At 49.8% G+C, this 19,060-nt stretch carries 19 protein-coding genes and 1 riboswitch; of the genes, 1 reads left to right on the top strand and 18 read right to left on the bottom strand.

Annotated elements, in window-relative coordinates; all coding sequences use genetic code 11:
• Positions 1 to 11 precede the first annotated feature (11 nt).
• The 18 genes from epsC to V1224_06515 form a co-directional block, all read right to left on the bottom strand.
• Positions 12 to 680 (bottom strand): serine O-acetyltransferase EpsC, encoded by a 669-nt coding sequence (epsC, locus tag V1224_06600; GenBank protein WWR17094.1) that lies wholly within the window; start codon positions 678 to 680, stop codon positions 12 to 14.
• A 113-nt stretch (positions 681 to 793) separates the two neighbouring features.
• Complete coding sequence (locus V1224_06595; GenBank protein WWR17093.1) at positions 794 to 1,903, bottom strand: GNAT family N-acetyltransferase; 1,110 nt, start codon at positions 1,901 to 1,903, stop codon at positions 794 to 796.
• 16 nt (positions 1,904 to 1,919) lie between these two features.
• Positions 1,920 to 2,477, bottom strand: coding sequence for a 2-C-methyl-D-erythritol 2,4-cyclodiphosphate synthase (ispF, locus tag V1224_06590; GenBank protein ID WWR17434.1), 558 nt, complete (start codon positions 2,475 to 2,477; stop codon positions 1,920 to 1,922).
• A gap of 87 nt (positions 2,478 to 2,564) precedes the next feature.
• Positions 2,565 to 3,032, bottom strand: coding sequence for a 6,7-dimethyl-8-ribityllumazine synthase (ribE, locus tag V1224_06585; GenBank protein ID WWR17092.1), 468 nt, complete (start codon positions 3,030 to 3,032; stop codon positions 2,565 to 2,567).
• Positions 3,033 to 3,035: 3 nt separating this feature from the next.
• Positions 3,036 to 3,173: a hypothetical protein gene (locus V1224_06580; protein ID WWR17091.1), complete on the bottom strand. Its 138-nt coding sequence runs from the start codon at positions 3,171 to 3,173 to the stop codon at positions 3,036 to 3,038.
• Entirely contained in the window at positions 3,170 to 4,378 is a 1,209-nt protein-coding gene (locus V1224_06575; protein ID WWR17090.1) for a bifunctional 3,4-dihydroxy-2-butanone-4-phosphate synthase/GTP cyclohydrolase II, read from the bottom strand. Before V1224_06575 ends, V1224_06580 begins: the two co-directional genes overlap by 4 nt.
• A 26-nt stretch (positions 4,379 to 4,404) precedes the next feature.
• Positions 4,405 to 5,046: a riboflavin synthase gene (locus V1224_06570; protein ID WWR17433.1), complete on the bottom strand. Its 642-nt coding sequence runs from the start codon at positions 5,044 to 5,046 to the stop codon at positions 4,405 to 4,407.
• 4 nt (positions 5,047 to 5,050) lie between these two features.
• A complete protein-coding gene (gene ribD, locus V1224_06565; protein WWR17089.1) occupies positions 5,051 to 6,154 on the bottom strand; it encodes a bifunctional diaminohydroxyphosphoribosylaminopyrimidine deaminase/5-amino-6-(5-phosphoribosylamino)uracil reductase RibD in 1,104 nt (367 codons plus the stop codon).
• A gap of 341 nt (positions 6,155 to 6,495) precedes the next feature.
• Positions 6,496 to 6,610: riboswitch (FMN riboswitch) on the bottom strand.
• A gap of 61 nt (positions 6,611 to 6,671) precedes the next feature.
• Positions 6,672 to 6,863 (bottom strand): YjfB family protein, encoded by a 192-nt coding sequence (locus tag V1224_06560; GenBank protein ID WWR17088.1) that lies wholly within the window; start codon positions 6,861 to 6,863, stop codon positions 6,672 to 6,674.
• Between the two features lie 126 nt (positions 6,864 to 6,989).
• The gene (locus tag V1224_06555) at positions 6,990 to 7,898 is read right to left on the bottom strand and encodes a class I SAM-dependent methyltransferase (protein WWR17087.1); all 909 of its coding nucleotides are present in this window, start codon (positions 7,896 to 7,898) and stop codon (positions 6,990 to 6,992) included.
• A gap of 13 nt (positions 7,899 to 7,911) precedes the next feature.
• Positions 7,912 to 8,151, bottom strand: a complete 240-nt coding sequence (locus tag V1224_06550) for a hypothetical protein (GenBank protein ID WWR17086.1) — start codon at positions 8,149 to 8,151, stop codon at positions 7,912 to 7,914.
• A gap of 133 nt (positions 8,152 to 8,284) precedes the next feature.
• Positions 8,285 to 9,040, bottom strand: coding sequence for an amino acid ABC transporter ATP-binding protein (locus V1224_06545; GenBank protein ID WWR17085.1), 756 nt, complete (start codon positions 9,038 to 9,040; stop codon positions 8,285 to 8,287).
• Positions 9,041 to 9,058: 18 nt separating this feature from the next.
• Positions 9,059 to 9,709, bottom strand: a complete 651-nt coding sequence (locus V1224_06540) for an amino acid ABC transporter permease (GenBank protein WWR17084.1) — start codon at positions 9,707 to 9,709, stop codon at positions 9,059 to 9,061.
• Between the two features lie 116 nt (positions 9,710 to 9,825).
• On the bottom strand, positions 9,826 to 10,716 hold the full coding sequence (locus tag V1224_06535) for an amino acid ABC transporter substrate-binding protein (protein ID WWR17083.1): 891 nt from the start codon (positions 10,714 to 10,716) through the stop codon (positions 9,826 to 9,828).
• A 140-nt stretch (positions 10,717 to 10,856) separates the two neighbouring features.
• Complete coding sequence (locus tag V1224_06530; GenBank protein ID WWR17082.1) at positions 10,857 to 12,083, bottom strand: hypothetical protein; 1,227 nt, start codon at positions 12,081 to 12,083, stop codon at positions 10,857 to 10,859.
• A gap of 1 nt (position 12,084) precedes the next feature.
• Positions 12,085 to 12,915 (bottom strand): hypothetical protein, encoded by an 831-nt coding sequence (locus V1224_06525; GenBank protein WWR17081.1) that lies wholly within the window; start codon positions 12,913 to 12,915, stop codon positions 12,085 to 12,087.
• Positions 12,916 to 12,943: 28 nt separating this feature from the next.
• The gene (locus tag V1224_06520; protein ID WWR17080.1) at positions 12,944 to 14,203 is read right to left on the bottom strand and encodes a DUF5716 family protein; all 1,260 of its coding nucleotides are present in this window, start codon (positions 14,201 to 14,203) and stop codon (positions 12,944 to 12,946) included.
• 21 nt (positions 14,204 to 14,224) lie between these two features.
• Complete coding sequence (locus V1224_06515) at positions 14,225 to 17,794, bottom strand: DUF5717 family protein (protein ID WWR17079.1); 3,570 nt, start codon at positions 17,792 to 17,794, stop codon at positions 14,225 to 14,227.
• A gap of 101 nt (positions 17,795 to 17,895) precedes the next feature.
• On the opposite strand from V1224_06515, the gene cobD reads away from it, so the two are divergent.
• Positions 17,896 to 18,993: a threonine-phosphate decarboxylase CobD gene (gene cobD, locus V1224_06510; protein WWR17078.1), complete on the top strand. Its 1,098-nt coding sequence runs from the start codon at positions 17,896 to 17,898 to the stop codon at positions 18,991 to 18,993.
• Positions 18,994 to 19,060: the final 67 nt, after the last annotated feature.

Here is a 19,060-nt window from a genome sequence, read left to right as displayed (position 1 = left end):
ACCGCTTTTCTTTACTGCTTTTTCTGCAGTTCTTTTAATCTCTCCTCCAGCTCCAGCAGACGGTTTGTGAGAACGCTGTTGGATTTCTGCAGATTTTGAATATCTTCCCGGACAGGATCAGGCAGATCCGTCTGGTTCAGCTCTTCCCGCGGAAGCGCCGTATTGTTCCGCTTTACAACTCTTCCCGGCACACCCACGACCGTGGAATTCGGCGGCACTTCATGCAGCACCACGCTCCCGGCGCCGATCTTGGAGTTGGCGCCGATCGTAAAGGAACCCAATATTTTCGCACCGGCACTGATCATCACATTGTCTTCGATCGTCGGATGACGCTTGCCGTGTTCCTTTCCCGTTCCACCCAGTGTCACGCCCTGATACAGTGTGACATTCCGGCCGATGATCGTCGTCTCCCCGATAATAACCCCATTTCCATGATCGATAAAGAATCCTTCGCCGATCTCGGCCCCCGGATGAATCTCGATCCCTGTCTTGCGCACGCCTCTCTGCGAGATCCACCTCGCCAGAAAATAATGACCATTTTCATATAGCTTATGTGCGATCCGATAATGGATCATCACTTTAAAACTGGGATACAAAAATACTTCCATCGCAGAATGGATCGCCGGATCTCTCTCCCTGATAATCCGTATTTCCTCACGAACCCGCCTGATAAATCCCATAATGCCATCTCCTAAACCCCTGCGGCCCAGACCGTCTGCGGCATTCCTGCGGCCGAATATGCTCTCTATCACAATATGCACGCCGGCCTGTCCGGGTCAATGCCAGATCCTCTCTATACAATCTCATTGATAAAAGACCGCGACAACGTCCGTATCTTCGACAGCCGCTCATACACACCGCCCTGCGGCCCATTCCTCTGACAGTCCAGCTCCATATCGTCAAAGCATTCTTCACTGCTTTTTCTTCCGAAGATAAACTCAGTGAGCGCATCGATCCGCACAGACACTTCCGCCTTACTGTTTTTTTCCAATAAAGCTATTGTACTTTCTTTTTCCCCCACTGTCCAGAGAAAAGTACCATTGTTCTCACGGATCAGCGGGTCTGACAACTTCAGCGTGACCGTGACCGTTTGCCCCTGCTGCCCTTTCAGCCGCATAAGAGAGAGCATAGCCGCCGCATTGGTGATCCGCGCCATGATGACAGGACGGGTCTGATCGGAAATCTGCAGCGCATCCTGCGCGGCAAGCTCCTTGGACACAATAGCCTCCTGAATCTCTTCCTTCCCGTTTTCTTTTGCATACAGATAAAAACCGGCAATCTCTCCCTGTCTCTTCCACAGATAGATGTCGCCGCCTTGCGCCAGACTCTCTTTTTTCTGCCTTCTATAATAGGAAGCATCTCTCTTTAAATAAAAATGATACCGCGCTTCCAGCTGCTCCCCCGCAAACCGGGCCAGCGCTTCTTCCTCCCCCGCCTCCATGACAGAGCCCCTGTTCTCCCCTCTCCAGACAACATGAAATACCGGCCTGTCATAGATATAACGAAACTGATAGGGCGTATAGATCGCCGGGTCCGCAGGCATCAGAAACGTAAATGGCCGCCCGGACTCATACATATCATGCAGACAGTGGCGCAGAAGCCTGTCCATATAGCCCCGATGACGGTATTCCTTCTGTGTGCCCACGCCCACAATATAATACAGCGGCACATCCTGAAACAGACGGCCTTCCCTGTCCGGTGCGTAAATTCTCCCCGTATAAGGCGTCAGGAACAGCATCGCACGCAGCGCATTGTCAGACGTCACCCCATATCCGATATTGTCTTTCATCTTCTCCGCAAAATAGTAGTCCGTAAACGTCTGCGAATCCTCAAAAAATATTTCCGACCACATCTGCTTCACCGCAAGCGCTTCCGCTGTCGTCAGTTTTACCACCTGTTCCATCTCTCACCTTCCTCTGTCACGCTTCCTGCGCTCTCGGGCAACCTTTACAGCCGCCGCAGGCTTTCTCTTTCTCTTTTGTGACATCAATGTCATAAAAATGAGCCGGACTGGTCAACAGGCAGACTGCCTGAGAGGAAATGCCCTCTCCGCTCCCCGTAAAACCGAGCCCTTCTTCTGTCGTCGCCTTCACATTGACCTGTCCGGCCTCAATGCCTAGCGCCTTTGCGATGTTTTCCCGCATCACATCGATATGCGGACGCATCTTCGGCGCCTGTGCAATGATCGTTGCATCAATATTCTCTATAAAAAAGCAGTTGTCCTCCAGCAGTTCCCCCACTTTTTCAAGCAGCTTGATACTGGAAATTCCTCGATAAGCGTCATCCGTGTCCGGAAAATGTTTGCCAATATCTCCCAGCGCCGCCGCACCGAGCAGTGCATCCATAATCGCATGGAGCAGCACATCCGCATCCGAATGTCCAAGCAGCCCCTTTTCATAAGGAATCTCCACCCCACCAAGAATCAGCTTTCTTCCTTCTACCAGTCTGTGGACATCATATCCCATTCCTATCCGCATCATTTCTCCCTTCCTTACCTCTGATTTCTATAGGTTAGTATACACGATATCCACGGTTTCCTACAACTATCGGGTTAAATATTTTACTTACTTCTCCAGCGCTCGCAGCAGATTGACCATCTCGATCGCGCCGCTTGCACACTCGGCGCCCTTGTTGCCCGCCTTTGTCCCGGCACGCTCGATGGCCTGTTCGATATTTTCCGTTGTCAGTACCCCGAACATCACAGGGATACCGCTGGCCATTGACACCTGTGCAATCCCTTTGGACACTTCGTTGCACACATAGTCATAATGGGAAGTCGAACCTCTGATCACAGCGCCCAGACAGATGATAGCGTCATACTTTCCGCTCTCCGCCATCTTTTTGGCGACGACCGGTATCTCAAAAGCTCCCGGCACGAGCGCTGTCACAATATCCTCCTCCGCCACCTCATGTCTGCGCAGTATATCTAACGCACCCTCCACCAGTTTTGAAGTGATAAACTCGTTAAACCGTGCCGCGACAATGCCCATCCGCATCCCTTTTGCCGTCATGTTACCTTCTACTCTTCTCATCTCTCAAACCTCCGATTTTCTCTGTTTTCTGCCGCTTCCCGGCAGTTCTCTGTCTATGTTCAATCTGTCACAGACAGCATCCTTACTGTAGATTGTACCTGCCAATTCCCGGCTGCTGTCATCTCTGACCTCCTGGCTCAAATCGCCTCATAGTTCACCATGTGTCCCATTTTCAGTTGTTTGGTCCGCAGATAAAACTGATTGTAACTGCCTGCCTCGATCTGAATGGGAATCCGCTCTTTGATCTCCATGCCATAGTCCGAAAGCTCATAAATCTTGTCCGGATTGTTCGTCAGCAGACGCAGCGACCTCGCACCCAGATCACGCAAAATCTGCGCGCCAATATAGTATTCTCTCTCGTCGCCCGCAAATCCGAGCGCCAGATTGGCCTCCAGCGTATCCATTCCCTGATCCTGCAGCGCATAGGCTTTGAGCTTATTGACAAGTCCGATCCCTCTGCCCTCCTGACGCATATACAGCAGAATTCCTCTGCCCTGCGCTTCGATCTCTTTCATTGCCGCCTCAAGCTGCTGCCCACAGTCACACCTGGCTGAGCCGAAGGCATCACCTGTCAGACATTCGGAATGAACACGGCAAAGCATATCTTCTCCATCGCCAATCTCTCCTTTTACGAGCGCGACATGATGCTCTCCATTTAGCCTGTTCACGTAGGCGTAGGCCGTAAAATCACCATATTTGGTTGGCAGTTTCGTCACCGCCTCCCTGCTCACCAGCTTTTCCGTGCGCTTCCTGTATTCCTGCAGCGCCTTGATCGTCACGCAGACAATCCCGTGACGCTCTGCCAGTTCCAGCAGCTCCGGCGTCCGCATCATTGTCCCGTCTTCCCGCATGATCTCACAGCAAAGGCCGCATTCCTTCAATCCGGCGAGACGCATAAAATCCACCGTCGCTTCCGTATGGCCCGGCCGCTCCAATACCCCGTGTTTTTTAGCCCGCAGGGGAAACATATGGCCCGGCCTGCGGAAGTCTTCCGGTCTCGCGTCTTCCGCCACGCATCGCATCGCCGTCATGCTCCGCTCCTTCGCTGATATACCCGTCGTCGTCCCCACATAGTCGACAGACACCGTAAACGCAGTCTCATGATTGTCCCCATTCTCTGCCACCATCTGCGGAAACATCAGCTTATTACAGTAACTTTCACTCATCGGCATACAGATTAGACCTTTTCCATACACCGCCATAAAGTTCACATTGGCACAGTCGGCAAATTGCGCCGCACAGATAAAATCTCCTTCGTTCTCGCGATCCTCATCGTCTGTCACCATAATGATGTGACCGCTTCTCAATTCCTCCAATGCCTGCGGAATCGTCCCAAATCCACTCATCGTTCCCTCTCCTTTTCCGGTTATTTTTACAAAAACCCGTTTTGCAACAGCAGTTCCTTTGTCACATGACTGTCAGCGCTCCGCCCTGCCAGCAGTTTCTCCACATATTTACCAATACAGTCCGTTTCCACATTTACCATGTCGCCTTCCCGCCGGTCGCCCATCGTCGTCACTATCTCCGTATGGGGAATCACCGACACCGAAAAGCTGTCACGGCCGGTTCTGGCAACGGTAAGACTGATTCCGTCAATCGCCACGGAACCTTTTTCCACGATATAGCGCCTGATCTGTTCCGGAGCCGTGATCTCATACCAGACTGCATTTTCATCTCTGTGAATCTTTCGTATCTTCCCGGTGCCATCAATATGACCGGCTACAATATGACCGCCAAAACGCCCCTGCGCCGGCATCGCCCGCTCCAGATTGACTCTGGTCCCTGCCCGAAAACTTCCGATGCAGCTCCTGTCAAATGTCTCATGCATCGCATCTGCCGTGAAACTGTCCTCCCCACACCCTGTCACAGTCAGACAGATGCCGTTCACCGCAATGCTGTCCCCGATCTTCACATCGGACATGATTTCTCTGGCCCCGATCGTCAGACTGCCCGACGATCTGCCTCTCGTTATCTTCCGTATGGAACCAATCTCCTCAATGATTCCCGTAAACACGCTGTCACTCCCCTTTCCGCACAACGCTCTCGATGAGAATGTCTTCCCCATAACGACGGATCTCCCGGATCTCCAGACCATACGCCTCCTGCGGAAACTCCACGCCCCCGCCGGCGACTGGCACGCCGGCTTCCGTCCCTCCGAATAGCTTTGGCGCCACATAGCAGTGCACTGCCTGCACGATCCCTTCCTGTAGCGCAGAGGCATTCAGCAAAGCGCCGCCCTCCAGATACACACTGTCCACCCCCGCGTCTGCAAGCTGCCGCATCATTCTCCGCAGGTCCACATGTCCGTCTTTCTCCGGAACATTCCAGATCCGGCAGCCGCTTTCCACATATGCCGCCCATTTCTCCGGCCTCCGGCAGCACGTAAAGATCCATGTCTGCTGTCTGTCTGCCGTCTGTACTACTTTTGACTTCAGCGGAGTGCGCAGATGCGTATCACAGATCAGACGGACAGGCTGTCTGGAACCTGGGAGCCGGCAGTTTAACAGTGGATCATCCGCCAGAACGGTTCCCATTCCGGCCATGATCGCCATATTTCTGTTCCTGTCCTCATGTACCCGCACTCTGGCCGGAGGGGCAGTGATCCATTTGGAATGCCCCGCATATGTCGCAGTCTTCCCGTCCATTGTCATCGCATATTTCATCGTCACATAGGGCATCTTGTGCGCGATATAATGAAAGAACACGGCATTGACGGCATCGCATTCCTCCCGCAGCACTCCTTCCGTCACCTCGATGCCTGCATCGCGCAGGATACAAATCCCTTTTCCCGCCACAAGAGGATTGGGGTCCGGAGAACCTACGACCACCCTGCGGATCTTATGCTCGATGATCGCATCGGTACAAGGCGGTGTTTTCCCATAATGACAGCACGGCTCCAGCGTCACATAGAGAACGGCCCCCTCCGCCGACTCCGAACATGCCGCAAAAGCCTGTCGCTCCGCGTGCGGCCCGCCAAACTGCCCATGCCACCCTTCGCCAATGATCGTGCCGTCTTTAACGATTACCGCCCCAACCAGCGGATTGGGATTCACTTTTCCGGCGCCCCGCTCAGCCAGCGCAAGGGCCCGCTTCATAAAATACATGTCTTCTGTCATAGTCATACCATCACCTCGTAATTAAAAAATCACATCTGCGCAAATCCAGTAAAATTTCCAGTAATAAAAAAGAATCCTGCAAGGCAGGATTTTCCGCCTGCGGCGGGTCGCGACAGCGACATATTCCCCCTCCGCCGCAGTGCGATAATCATTTTTTTACCATATGGGAAATTCGGAGAACTTTCCTATATGGTAAAAAACAGCCCCGGAATCTCCAGGACTGTCTGACTTGAATACAGCGGTATCACACCTGCCCTGTATGTGCGTAAACATAAAGACTCTGAAATGTTTCCATTCCAGAGTCCATCCATTACAACACATACAGCACAGATAACACTGCGCTGCATTTTTATCTTCTTCCATCCAGACTTTACTGTCGGCTTCGGAATTGCACCGAATCATGCCTTGCGGCTCGTGGGCTGTACCACCGGCTGGGAAATGAACCCGACCCTGAAGATATTAAAATAGTATCCAATTTTCCCTGACTGCTCGTACCGTCTCTACGGTTTCCAGCCAATAATCTTTATACGCTCACATCAAAGTTCGCGCCGATATGAGGGTTTACAGAGAGCTCCATAGCCGCGGTATCAATCAGCTCTGCCATTGCAGCGCCTGACTCACGGGCAGTGTCCAGTGCCTTTCCAAGTACCGCTGTCCCGATATCGCCCATTGTTTTCGTCTGTGAAAGCGCCATCGATAATGCCGGAATATCCATAATCATCCCTCCTTTTTTTAATTTCTAATATATAGTATAAATATAACATATTATTCCATAGTTGACAACACTTTTCTCAGGTAAAGAAACATTCCCTTAAGTATTAAGTTTGATTTTCCAGCTTAATCAGCAATCCTTTCTAATCCACAAACTTCCTGAAATATCCTGTAACTTTTCATTCAGCTTTTCCGGATACTTCTTCATTAACAGTTCTCCGAAAAACTGTACTGAAAATGCGTTATTGTTCATCAGAAACGCTCTTAGCAGATATAGTTCGTTATATGCGCGCCCTTCATAAATCCACTGTTTAGGATAGATAAACGGATAAAACATATCATGAAAATGTATGTACACACCTTTGTTAAGACGCGGAAATATCTCGAATAAATAATAGTTGACATCACTGTTAATTCTGGACACATGTGAAGAATCAATAAATAATATATCATTTTCTTTCAACTGCCCGAAAAAATCAAGCGAAATATCCTGCAGGCAGCATTCATGAATTTCCAGATTGTCATGCTCTCTCAATAAAGATCTCAACCGCTTTGTATCCGGCTCGATCGATTTAATTTCTATGCTGTCTTTCAGACAATTATTATTCGTATCCAGCATAACTGATGTCGAAAAACCAGAACCTACTTCGATAATCTTATTCGGTTTTAAAATACGCATCATATAATGCAAAACATCTGCACTACCCCTGCCAAAACAGGAATTTCCATAATAATACCTGTATTCAGGTTGTTTCTGTATCCCCCATTCTATTGCATCAATCTGTTTCATCTTTTCAAGCAATTCAAACTGACGGTCTATATTAAAATCAATTCCCAGTACTTCCCTTGAGTCATCAAATATTTCGTCTTCTTTTTCATGAATCTCACGAATATCTGGATATGGAGACTCATAATAATTAAACGGGCGCACATTATTATAGTCTTCCTTCTCTTTGACGATCGGAATGAAAAAATAATTTTTGATTATTTCTTCGCCGTCATAAACGTTTTCAACATTACATTTTTTTAGCTGTTCCAATATGGAATCATGATCACGGGGTGAAACTATAACGGCTCTGTCCGCCGCCCCCCCCCTCACCGATAAACTCGTCGAGACTGAGACATTCTTTATTGCACACTTTATGTCCCTGTTTCTCAATACTGTTATCAATAAATGCCCTGACAGACATACCACAGCTTTCTAACATTGAATAAATACGTTCCCCTCGCTGCCCGGCGCCAAAAATATATAACGTCTTGCCTGACAACAGTTCCTTTAAAAATGAATACATGTAATTCATACCTCCTGAAATAATTTGCTACGTACCCCTAAAATATTCTCAAAATTGATTCTGATTTGGAGCTGCTGATTTAACTGATTAACGCCCCCTGACCGGGCAGGGGAGCAAAGTCTGAATCCTCCTCTCACGCCTGAAATTTCCCGATAAACTCTTTTACACGTTCATCCGGATTGCCAAACAGCTCTTCCGGTGTGCCCTGCTGGCGGATCACGCCTTCCTCCATAAAAATGATCCGGTCAGACAATTCTCTGGCAAACTGCATCTCGTGCGTGACAATAATCATCGTCATCTGCTCTTTCGCCAGCTCCTTGATGACCTTCAGCACTTCCCCGGTCAGTTCCGGATCGAGTGCGGACGTCGGTTCATCAAAAAACAGTATTTTCGGCTGCAGAGCGAGCGCACGGGCAATGGATACTCTCTGCTGCTGTCCGCCGGAAAGCTGAAAAGGATAGGCCTCCTTCTTATCTTCCAATCCAAGCTGAAGCAATAGCTTCTCAGCACGCGTCTCCGCCTCCGCCTTTGATACATGATCTACACTGATTGGCGCATCTGTAATATTTTTCAGCACATTGTAATGGGGAAAGAGATGGAAGCTCTGAAATACCAGCCCGTAGTTTTTGCGAATCCGTTTCAGTTCATTCTTCGGCGCATAGACACATTTGCCGTTTTCCTCCCAGGCCGCTGCCTCCCCCATGTAAGAAAGACTGCCGCCGTCCATGCGTTCCAGCATCGTGGCACAGCGCAGCAGTGTCGACTTTCCGGAACCGGAAGGTCCGATGACTGACACCACCTCCCCTTCCTCTACAGACAGGGAAATATCCTTCAGCACCTGCAGAGCGCCAAAGGTCTTTTTTAAATGTTTGATCTCCAGATATTTCATCTTCTTCCTCCTATCTGTCTATCTGTAATAGCCAAGTTTCTTTTCCAGATGCTCCATAAAGGCAGCTACCACAAGATTAAATATGTAATAAAATACGCCTGCTGCCATCAGCGGGATTATCGTTGTCTCCTTGGCAGCAATCTGCTTGGCCGCCGTAAACATCTCCACAACTGCCAGCACAAATGCCAGCGAGGTGTCTTTGACAAGTGTGATCGTCTCATTTGTGATCGAAGGCAGAATCCTCTTGATGACCTGAGGAAGAATGATCTTACAGAACGTCTGCACTTTGCTGTAGCCGAGCACCTGTGCGGCCTCATACTGCCCGATGGGCATGGATTCAATACCGCCTCTGTAGATTTCAGCAAAGTATGCGGCATAATTCAGGGCAAATGCCAGAATCACCGCCGTAAAACGGTACGAAGCAGAAATTTTCATGCCAAACACATAGTACGGAGAGAAATACACGACGATCAGCTGAAGCATCAGCGGCGTCCCCCGCATGACGGATATGTATAGTTTTGTAAGCGTCCGCAGAGAGAAATGTCTGGACATTCTGCCAAAAGCAATGACCAGTCCCAGCGGCAGGGAAAACAACAATGTCAGAAAAAAGATCTCTGCCGTAATTACCATTCCTTCCCCTAATTGTGCAACCATCAATGTGAAATTCATTGTATTTCCTCCAGAATAAAGTCACTTCTATCTCTTCTGTTTCTCTTAATATTTATGTCTGTATAGCCAATAAGGGATGAAGGATTCCCCTTTCATCCCTTACCATATGTTGACTTTTATTTCCCCAGGCAGATCATGGAACTGTCGATACCGTATTTCTCTGCTGTCTCTGCGACAACGCCTTCTTCATACAGCTCCAGCAAAGACTGTTCCACCGTATCTTTTAATTCGCTGTTGCCTTTGAGGAAGCCGATCCCATACTGTTCCGTGGCAAGAGCTTCATCCAGCATGACGAAACCATCGCCTCGCGACTCGATCTGATAGTTGGCAACACCAATATCAATCGCCAGGGCTTCGATTGCGCCCTGCTCCAGATCCATAAAGGCCGTATTGTAATCCGCATATTCTACCAGATTGGCAAAAGAAGCGGCCAGATCCAGATTTTCCTGATTCTCTTCATCGGTGAGCGCTGCCAGCGCGGAAGAATCTTTCTGCACACCGACAATCTTGCCTGCCAGATCCGCTTTGGAGGCAATGCCGCCTTCCGCCGGAACGACAAATACCTGGCTGTTATCAATATAAGGCACGCTCCATGTGTAGTCCTCCTCACGTCCGTTCATTGTAAAGCCATTCCAGATGCAGTCGATAGAACCGGAAGATAACTCCATGTCTTTCGCATCCCAGTCGATCGGCTGTGCCACAAATTCCCAGCCATTCTTCTCACATACGGCACGGGCAAGATCAAGGTCAAAGCCCACATACTCTCCGGAGTCATCCTTATAGCCATACGGCGGAAATTCTGCGTCAAATCCTACCGTAAAGGTCGTCCGCCCTCCTGCCACAGACGCGCCTTCCGTCTCCGCAGCATCTTCCTGTAAGCTGCTGTCCTGCGCCGGAGCCTCAGTCTCTGCCGGCTGCTCAGCTCCCGCATTGTCACTGTTCCCACAGGCCACCAGCATCGTTGCCGTTATCGAAAGCATACATACGATCGAAACTAATTTTTTCATAACTTTTCCTCCTTCTCCCTGTCTCCCTGTGCGGGAAACAACGTACTTCTGTATACTACCACGATAAAGTGCCGCTGTCAACAGAAAGAAAGCAGATGCCGGAAGGAACAGTCTGCCTCAAGGCTGTAACGAACGCCGGTTCACGACGCCTCGGTTTCCTCATACTGAGAGACAAGCTCCATGATCTCCGGCGCAAAGGCAGGAAATTCCTCTGCCAGCGCCCTGACTTCTGCCTGCGCACTCTCCGCAAGACCTTCGTTATATTCCATCTGTTTCCGCAGTTTCTGACGGCGCTGGATCAGCTTATGGCGAATCTCCACCATCTCACTGTGGTCCGTGATTGCCTGTGTCTGGTACAGCCACACTTCAGGGTCTTTTACCTGGAAACGGCGAAGAATCTGCAGCAGTTCCTTGCGCTGATAGTCAAGCTCCACATACAGTTCGCGGAATTTCCGCCGCTCTTCTTTTTCTTTCTCATACTGTTCCCAGAGCCGGGCCAGCTCTTCCGAGGATGCCACCGTATATTTAACGTACAGATATTCCAGAAGATTTGTATTATTCACATAACGGATCTTCACCCGGTTCTGTAAAAGGATCAGCCGGTTAATGGCCCTCTCCACCTGCTTTTTTTCTTTTGCCGCCTCCGTATATTTCATATAGATGAGAAAGACTGCAAACGCCGTGACCGCAGCCGTCAGAATATACCCGATTCCGATGTCCATCTCCAGCAGCGCCTGCAGGAGAAACAAGATCACCATGCAGGTGATAAAGGCGAAACTGATAATGATCATCATGCCCCGCATATTTTCCATTGTATTTTTCAGATCATGTTTCCGGTACTGGTAGGCATGGCGTTCTCCGCCGAGCCTGCGCATGTCCTGACGGATCTTTTCCTGATACTCTTCCGCTGAACGCAGCTTCCCGATGCCTTCCTCCACTTCCTGTTCCATCTGTTCGATCCGGGAAAAGTCCGCTTCCGGCATTCGGTTTTCCCCTCTCTCGTAGACGTTCTTTTCGCTCTCGTATCCACTGATCTTATCCGCCACGGCAGCGAGCGCTTTTTTTTCAGAAGGAGGCAGCGCCTCGATCTCTTCCATGTCTGTCAGATAGGAAGTAACCATGCTGTACTCTTTCGTCAGATGCCCGATCTGCGTCTGTGCGTCTTTCATCTGTTCCAGACAACTGTGCACATAACGCTGTCTCTGACTCCGATCATGCAAATCTATATTGTCGCGGCAAAGAACAGGGGATTCTGAATTATCTTCCGTCTCTTCCCCGTAGTTATCTTTTCTGGTTTTGCCAAACCATTTCTGAAATAATGGTTTTTGAAATACTTTTTTCTGAAATATTTTATTAATCCATCCCATCCTATTTCTCTCTTATCATACTGCGATATTTTTCTTTCATCTGGCCGGCAGCGTCCTCTAACAGCTCCAGGCAGTGTCCGTCGCCGCTTTGCTCTTCCAGCCACCCAAGCTCCTTTGCCTGACCGCTCTGCTGCCACTCCTGTGCGACCTGTTCCACCCGCTTTTCCAGTTCCATTGTTATCCCGTAGCAGTCTTCCGAAAGCCCTGCAATAAAGTCCACATATGACTTTTCATCGAGCTGCATCCGTCTGGCTGCCAGAAACTGCAGAAAGCTCTCACCCTCTCCTGACAGCTCATAAGCATTGTAAAAAAACTTCGCCGCTCTGTCAAACAGAAATAACTGACTGCTCACATATCCCATGTTGTGGACGATTCTGGCACGCAGGAGAATTTCTTCCTGCGGAATATCCTGCAGCAGTTCATGGTACCGCATCATCGCAAGCTCGTATTTCCCGTTGCCTGCCAGATAGTCTGCCGCGTTTTTCTGACGCTCATACTCGCTCTGCCAGGCCTCTGCTTCCAGAAACTGCCGGATTCGTCTGATCTCTTCCCTTGGATAGAAGCCAGCATACTCCATAATTTCTGTCAGAAAACTGCTGACAGACGGCCTGCCCCGCAGATACCCGCGCAGGGAATCCGCCAGTTCGGACAACCCGCATTCCTGACGCAGCCAGTCTACCAGTTCCCTGCACACCATATCTTCGTCCATCAGAAAAGTATTTTCCCGGATGCAATAACAGAGTTCCTCCACTGTATACACCGAAATGTCGGCTTTCCTGATCAGATATGGTGTTTTTGCCACATTACCCATGCAAAGAATTACTCTGCCCATCGCCTCTCCTCACCCATACTTTCACTGCTCAGATCTTGAAATGCTCCTGCCAGATCTTATGAGTCGCAGGATAGATCTCTCCAAAGCCCAGATCCTCCATCGTCACCGACACATCCTCTCCCGACTCCATAGTGATCAGCATCCTGATCCGTGTCGCGCGTTCACTGCGAACCGGCAGATCGTTCAATATGATCTCGATCTCCTTACTTTCCTTCCCTGTCAGAGAAATAACACGGATAGAAAAGGAATTGCCGCTCTCAAGATAAAACTCGCACTGCTTCTGCGCCTCAAACCAGTTGGTCCCCGCATGTAAAAGCGCATAGTAAGAGTCCTCGCCCCTGCGCAGCGCCCCCATACCCACATTAGCCTGCAGCTTATCTTTGCCGAGAAATACATACTGCTTTTCCGTCTCATCCGGAATCACCTTTGCTCTTGCGCCAAAACAGGCCCCTTTGCTGTACAGATTATTGCCTTTGAAAACCCGCCTGCCCCGGCACAGATAGCGGAGAGACTGTTGATACCAGTCTCCCTCAAATCCTCTGCCAATCAGATAGGCGGAAGAGACCGTTCTCTCGCCGCAGTTTTCTTCAAGAATATTCAGCAGCATCCCGTCGTCGTCCTGCATCTGTGGATACTCCCGGTCTTCCACATAGGCGACGACAGGCGTCGTCCGTTTATTGCACTCCAGGCGATACGTCTTCATCCCTGCATTCTCATAGTCACAGACAAACGCCTCTCCCAGCCAGAGTTCCCTCGGCTGATGAAGCATGTAATGATAAAAGCTCTCCGCATAGCTCTGAAAACTGATCTGCTCTGCGGAAAGCTGCATGAGTGATACTGCCTGACTCAGCACTTCTATCGTACGTCTGTCCAGTTCCTCCACCGTGATCATCATCAGATCGATCTGCTGAGTGAGCGCATTCATGCCCAGAAGCGACAGACTCCGCTTTATAAACAGTGCCAGCAAAGCAACCGGATCGAGCTTTTCTTCCCCTACCTCCACTTCACTGCCATCTCTCGCCAGTGTCAGCAGGTGTTCCACCGCCATCCCCCGGCCTTCCGCCGCCAGCTTCACCGCTTCCTTTCCGCAGACCCACTGATCAACTTCCCTGCGGCGGCATAAAACGGTCGGAAAATCATACTGCTCTTCCCCGGCCACCACCGATAATGTCCTCGGTTCCTCCCCGTCAAAATGGCAGAAGCTGATCTGAGACCATTGGTCTCCCAGATCATATCCGACAATGATCTTATTTTTCTTTCCTGTAAAAGTCTCTTTATCCAAAAACATTCTGATCGCCTTTTATCCGCATTACAAAAGTGTAAACAATTTTCCGGCAGAAAACTCCGTCTCATAATATTGCCCCAGTATCTTCCTGGCCTTTTCTTCCCTGCCATGCAAAGCATCGTCGATCAAATGATTGATCATCCCAAAACGTCCCACCTCTGACCTGTCCGCTTCTCCGTCTCCGCCCAAAGTGCCGCTTTCCACCAGCTTTTCCTTTTCTCCCTTTTTCTCGGTAATATAATACTGTACGACCTCGCCCGCAAAGAGCTGGAAACTCCTGACATAAATACCGGCATAACAGTTTTTCAGTTCTTCCATCCGGTATTCCCCGCTCTTATCCCGGGACTTGCGCATATAGTGAAGGATGACCGGGTTTTCTGTCTCTGAGCGGTATTCGAGAAACGTTTTATCCATGTAACAGTCCATCGCCGGAATCATGTCCGCAAATTTTCGGAAAAACGGGAAGACGATTCCTCTCTTCAGGATCAGATCGTCCATGAACTCCTGCACCATCTGCCGTTCCTCATCTTCCAGACCGCTCTTCCCGGCAAAATATTTTAAGAGTGCAAGCTCGCAGATCTCATCCTGCTGCTCTCCGTTGCGACTCTTACGCGTTAATTCTCTCCAGATAAAAGGCGCCAGTTCCTGATCATACATAAAATACTGCCAGGCAAAGTGTGCAAGGCAGGCATCGGCCAATTTCTCATCCGCGCTGCCTTCCAGATATTTCCTGTAGACCTCTGCCTCCTCCGCGATATATTCGCCGGCAAAAAGCATCTGCAGAAGCAGTCTCTCACAGAGCTCATAACTTCCTGTGTCAAACTGGTCACAGGCGTACCAGAGTTCCCAAAGCTCCCGCACGGTTCCCCGGAAGTATCTGCTGAGATAACACAGAATATCTTCGTCATATTTCCCTCTCTGGAATGCCATATGCGCCAGTATCGTCAGGTTTTCCGCTTCCATGTAATCGTACCGCGGCAGCAGCCTGCTGCACAGACGGGCGATCACTTTTGGCTTCACCTTCTCCGCCCCATACCTGACAATCCATTCATAAGCGGTATCATACAGGCCCCGCGAGAGCAGATAGCGTACGGTCTCCGACCGTTCTCTCGCGTTCATACGATTGGGATGTAGCCCTGTCAGATATTGATCCATCTCCTCAGGCTGATCCTGCTGGTAAAAATACTGGAGCAGCTTCATCCCCAGCTCATCCCTGTATGCTTCCCGGATCTGCCCACTGCTCCAAAGCCGCTGGGCATAGCGCACATTTCCTTTGTCCACGACCGTATAGCACTTTCCATGCTCGCACTGATAGAGCGCAACGCCGACCTCCTCCACAAACAGACCCGCATTGTCGGGAATGATGTCGGACAGCATTTCTTCCGGATAAAAAAGTGTCTGATCCTCATATGGGATCTCATAAATAAAACGGCTTCCGGACTCTTTCTCAAAGATCAGGCAGAAATCTCTGTCATAGAGAGGCACATAGGCCACACCGTCGCTCACCGGCCATATCGTCTCATTTCTCAGCTTTCCATAGACAACGATGACCCGGCAGATGTCGGATGCCTCCACCCGGATCTCATGGTAGAACAGCCGGTCCGCATATCTGCCAAGCAGTTCTTCGGAGACCATTCCCTCCTGTATCATCTCATGGAATACAAATGCGATGTCCTGGTTCATCCGTCTCTTTTCCAGCTGTTCCGTCAAAAACCTCTCCATGTCCGGGAAATACGCCCGGTACAGATCAGGATATTTATCCCGTCTGCGCATCACATACGCATACAGATAGGCCATCCGCTCATACGGCAGCTCACTGCGGTATGAAAAATAGCGGAGCGCGGCCGCCGGTATGCTCTCTTTCTTTTGCAGATCAACAGAAAGAATATAGTGTTCATACAATCTGGTGATCCACAGTTCACATTCGATCCCTTTTCGATACCAGACGGCATATGCCGGACCGATCTTATTTCCCTTAATCAGAAGCGTACAGATAGCCCGCAGCGTCTCCACGTCTTTCTTCTTTTCATAGCAGACTTGCAGGACGGCATACATCCTCTCTGAATACTGCTTCAGCCTGTCAGCCAGATAATGCACCTGCCCGATACAGGCATCCGTCAGAAAATCATATTTCGCCATGAAGTTAAGCGTCTGCATGACAAAGGGCGTTGTCTTCATCAAAAGTGCCGGATTCTTCCTGACAAGCATCGCAGCCTCCATATACCAGATCGGACTGCGACACCCTCTTTCAAACTGTTGTTCGAGAAAAAGCCATTTCCTGGAAACACTTTTTCCACACTCTTCATCCAGATACAAAAGCAGCCAGGCGACCTGCCAGTTTGTCGGATCAGTCTGATAGATCCGCCGGATTTCCTCTGTCACCGCCCGGATATAATGTCCGTCTTTGCTCGTCAGTGTCGTCAGATACAGATAATAACAGACTGTCTCCGGTCTTGTTTCCTCCGGTACAATCACATTTCCCGCATAGTCGAGAAGCCATTTCGCTTCTTTATACCGTTCCTTTGTCAGTTGAAGCTGCGCCTGAAACAATTCTTTGACTGGATTTTCTTTGCCATAGTAATTCATCCCTGACACAATAGCCTCTGTGGAAGCCAGCCACTCCTGTTTGGACAGCCTGCCTACACTGTATTGAAGATATTGCTGGTAAAACTCCAGCAGTTTCCGTCTTTTGCCCTTCCTGCGTCTGACAGGCGTTCTCTTCTTATGCTCTGCACACACGGCGATTTCCAAAGAGACATATTCATTAAAAAACCGTACCTTTCCGTAATTGCGGCCTCCGTGAAGTGCATCCCGGAATATAATCAGCCCGCAGTGGCACTGATCGCCAAGAAAATCGTCGTCTGTCAGCACATCTTTTTCCGCCTGCAGGAACCGCCCTTTTGTCTCCACCAAAAGTCTTGTGTGCCCCCAGCCGTCTCTCGTCAGGGTAATGACCTCACGGATCATGTCCTCCGAGGCGGAGATCACGACACTGTCCCGGTCACAAGTATAGGCAACCGGCTGTTTCTTCCGTACCCAGATGAGAAATTCCTCCACCTTCTGTTCCTGCCTCGGCAGTGCGCTGAGCGCCCGGTATCCGTTCAGATATTGTCTGTCATTACCGGAAAGTACTGTTTCAAACCCAGGGGAGTAAAAGACCTCGACAGCTTCTCTCCAGTTAGTCTTTGCCAGATTGGCAAAGTGAAAGAGATTTTTCATCGGGCCGAGAGAAGTCTCAAACAGTTCGGGCTGAACGGTTATCGCATAAGGAAGGGTATATTCTCCCTGATTGGAGACGATCTTAAACTCACCCGTGCAGACTTCCCGTTCCTCCAGCCCCGTACTGTCAAACCGGTAAAAAACTTCAGACGGATTGCCTGTAAACTCAGATTTCAGACAGTGCATACGGAGATCACCCGTGACAACGGTTCCTGTCAGAACGGTGTCTTCCCGCCCGGTCATGCAAAAGCTCCCCTCCACAGACTGGCCTGCTTTCACGCAGCATTCTACTTTTGGGCATGAAAAAGAAAGGGAACCTTCCCTGCAAACAGATCTTGCTGCAAGCATTTCCGCGATCTTCTCTCTTCTGTCCATCAATTACGCCGCCCTCACTCTTCCTCATTTGACTTTTCTACGTATAGAATTATAATAAGTATAGCATGATTTATAGTATAAGTTCAAGAATGGAGCAGGAAATGTTAAAACCATCAGACCAATTCCATGGCAGTGATCTGGAAAAGATCGAAAGCCTTTATGGTATCCGCAAAGAAGAAATCGTCAGTTTCAGCGCCAATGTAAATCCGCTCGGGCTCTCCCGTCAGTTTAAGGAAAGGCTGTCCGCACAGCTCGATGTAATCACCACCTATCCGGACAGAACCTATCAAAAGCTGCGGGAAACGATCGCCTCCTACTGCAAAACAGAGAGCGACCGTGTCATCGTCGGCAACGGCTCCACGGAACTGATTTCTCTTGTCATCCAGATACAAGATCCGAAAAAGGCGTTGATCCTCGGACCAACTTATTCGGAATATGAACGTGAAGTCTGTCTTTCCGGCGGTACCTGTTCGTACTTTCCTCTGGAAGAGTCCGCAGACTTTGCTCTCAATGAAGACAAACTGAAGCAGGCTCTGCAGCCGGAGATCGACTTGTTCATTCTCTGTAATCCGAATAATCCTACCTCGACTCTCATCGGCGCAGACCGTCTGCGCACCATTCTCGACCTGTGCCGGCAGCGTCATATTTTTGTCATGGTCGATGAAACCTATATGGAATTTGTCCGCGACGTGGACGCTGCCAGTGCCATCCCACTGACGGAACAATATGACAATCTCGTCGTTCTCAGAGGGGTCTCCAAATTTTTCGCCTCTCCGGGTCTGCGCCTTGGGTACGCCGTCACTGCAGATGAAACTCTGATCAGATCCGCGGCGCGAAAGCAGAATCCCTGGTCAGTCAGCAGTATCGCCGAGACGGCCGGCCGGCTTCTGTTTACAGATACGGACTATATCCGCCGGACGAGGGAACTGATTGACAGCCAGCGGCAGCATGTCTTCCAAAAGTTATCGGTGACAGACGGTCTGAAAGTTTATCCTCCCTGCGCCAACTTTGTTCTCGTGCGTCTGTTGAAGGAGTCTCTCTCCGCCGCAGAGCTGTTTGACATGGCTATCCGCCGGGGCATGATGATCCGCAACTGCTCCACATTTCCTTTTTTGGATGACACCTATTTCCGCTTCTGTTTCATGAAGCCGGATGACAATGAGAGATTGCTCTCCTGTATCCGGGAATTTGTTTCCTGAAAAGAAATTACAATAAAAAAGAATCCTGCAAAGCAGGATTCTCCGCCTGCGGCGGGTCGCGACAGCG

Source organism: Lachnospiraceae bacterium JLR.KK008, from assembly GCA_037015955.1.
In the GTDB taxonomy this organism is placed as follows: Bacteria; Bacillota; Clostridia; order Lachnospirales; family Lachnospiraceae; genus VSOB01.
Note: the sequence above shows the minus strand (reverse complement) of the source record. Positions and strands in the feature narration are given on the sequence as shown.

What these genes read in the sequence shown, in the direction of transcription:
- epsC (WWR17094.1), bottom strand. Translation starts at nt 680, where the DNA reads ATGGGATTTATCAGGCGGGTTCGTGAGGAAATACGGATTATCAGGGAG.
- V1224_06595 (WWR17093.1), bottom strand. Translation starts at nt 1,903, where the DNA reads ATGGAACAGGTGGTAAAACTGACGACAGCGGAAGCGCTTGCGGTGAAG.
- ispF (WWR17434.1), bottom strand. Translation starts at nt 2,477, where the DNA reads ATGCGGATAGGAATGGGATATGATGTCCACAGACTGGTAGAAGGAAGA.
- ribE (WWR17092.1), bottom strand. Translation starts at nt 3,032, where the DNA reads ATGAGAAGAGTAGAAGGTAACATGACGGCAAAAGGGATGCGGATGGGC.
- V1224_06575 (WWR17090.1), bottom strand. Translation starts at nt 4,378, where the DNA reads ATGAGTGGATTTGGGACGATTCCGCAGGCATTGGAGGAATTGAGAAGC.
- ribD (WWR17089.1), bottom strand. Translation starts at nt 6,154, where the DNA reads ATGACTATGACAGAAGACATGTATTTTATGAAGCGGGCCCTTGCGCTG.
- V1224_06560 (WWR17088.1), bottom strand. Translation starts at nt 6,863, where the DNA reads ATGGATATTCCGGCATTATCGATGGCGCTTTCACAGACGAAAACAATG.
- V1224_06550 (WWR17086.1), bottom strand. Translation starts at nt 8,151, where the DNA reads ATGTATTCATTTTTAAAGGAACTGTTGTCAGGCAAGACGTTATATATT.
- V1224_06545 (WWR17085.1), bottom strand. Translation starts at nt 9,040, where the DNA reads ATGAAATATCTGGAGATCAAACATTTAAAAAAGACCTTTGGCGCTCTG.
- V1224_06540 (WWR17084.1), bottom strand. Translation starts at nt 9,709, where the DNA reads ATGAATTTCACATTGATGGTTGCACAATTAGGGGAAGGAATGGTAATT.
- V1224_06535 (WWR17083.1), bottom strand. Translation starts at nt 10,716, where the DNA reads ATGAAAAAATTAGTTTCGATCGTATGTATGCTTTCGATAACGGCAACG.
- V1224_06530 (WWR17082.1), bottom strand. Translation starts at nt 12,083, where the DNA reads ATGGGATGGATTAATAAAATATTTCAGAAAAAAGTATTTCAAAAACCA.
- V1224_06525 (WWR17081.1), bottom strand. Translation starts at nt 12,915, where the DNA reads ATGGGCAGAGTAATTCTTTGCATGGGTAATGTGGCAAAAACACCATAT.
- V1224_06520 (WWR17080.1), bottom strand. Translation starts at nt 14,203, where the DNA reads ATGTTTTTGGATAAAGAGACTTTTACAGGAAAGAAAAATAAGATCATT.
- V1224_06515 (WWR17079.1), bottom strand. Translation starts at nt 17,794, where the DNA reads ATGGACAGAAGAGAGAAGATCGCGGAAATGCTTGCAGCAAGATCTGTT.
- cobD (WWR17078.1), top strand. Translation starts at nt 17,896, where the DNA reads ATGTTAAAACCATCAGACCAATTCCATGGCAGTGATCTGGAAAAGATC.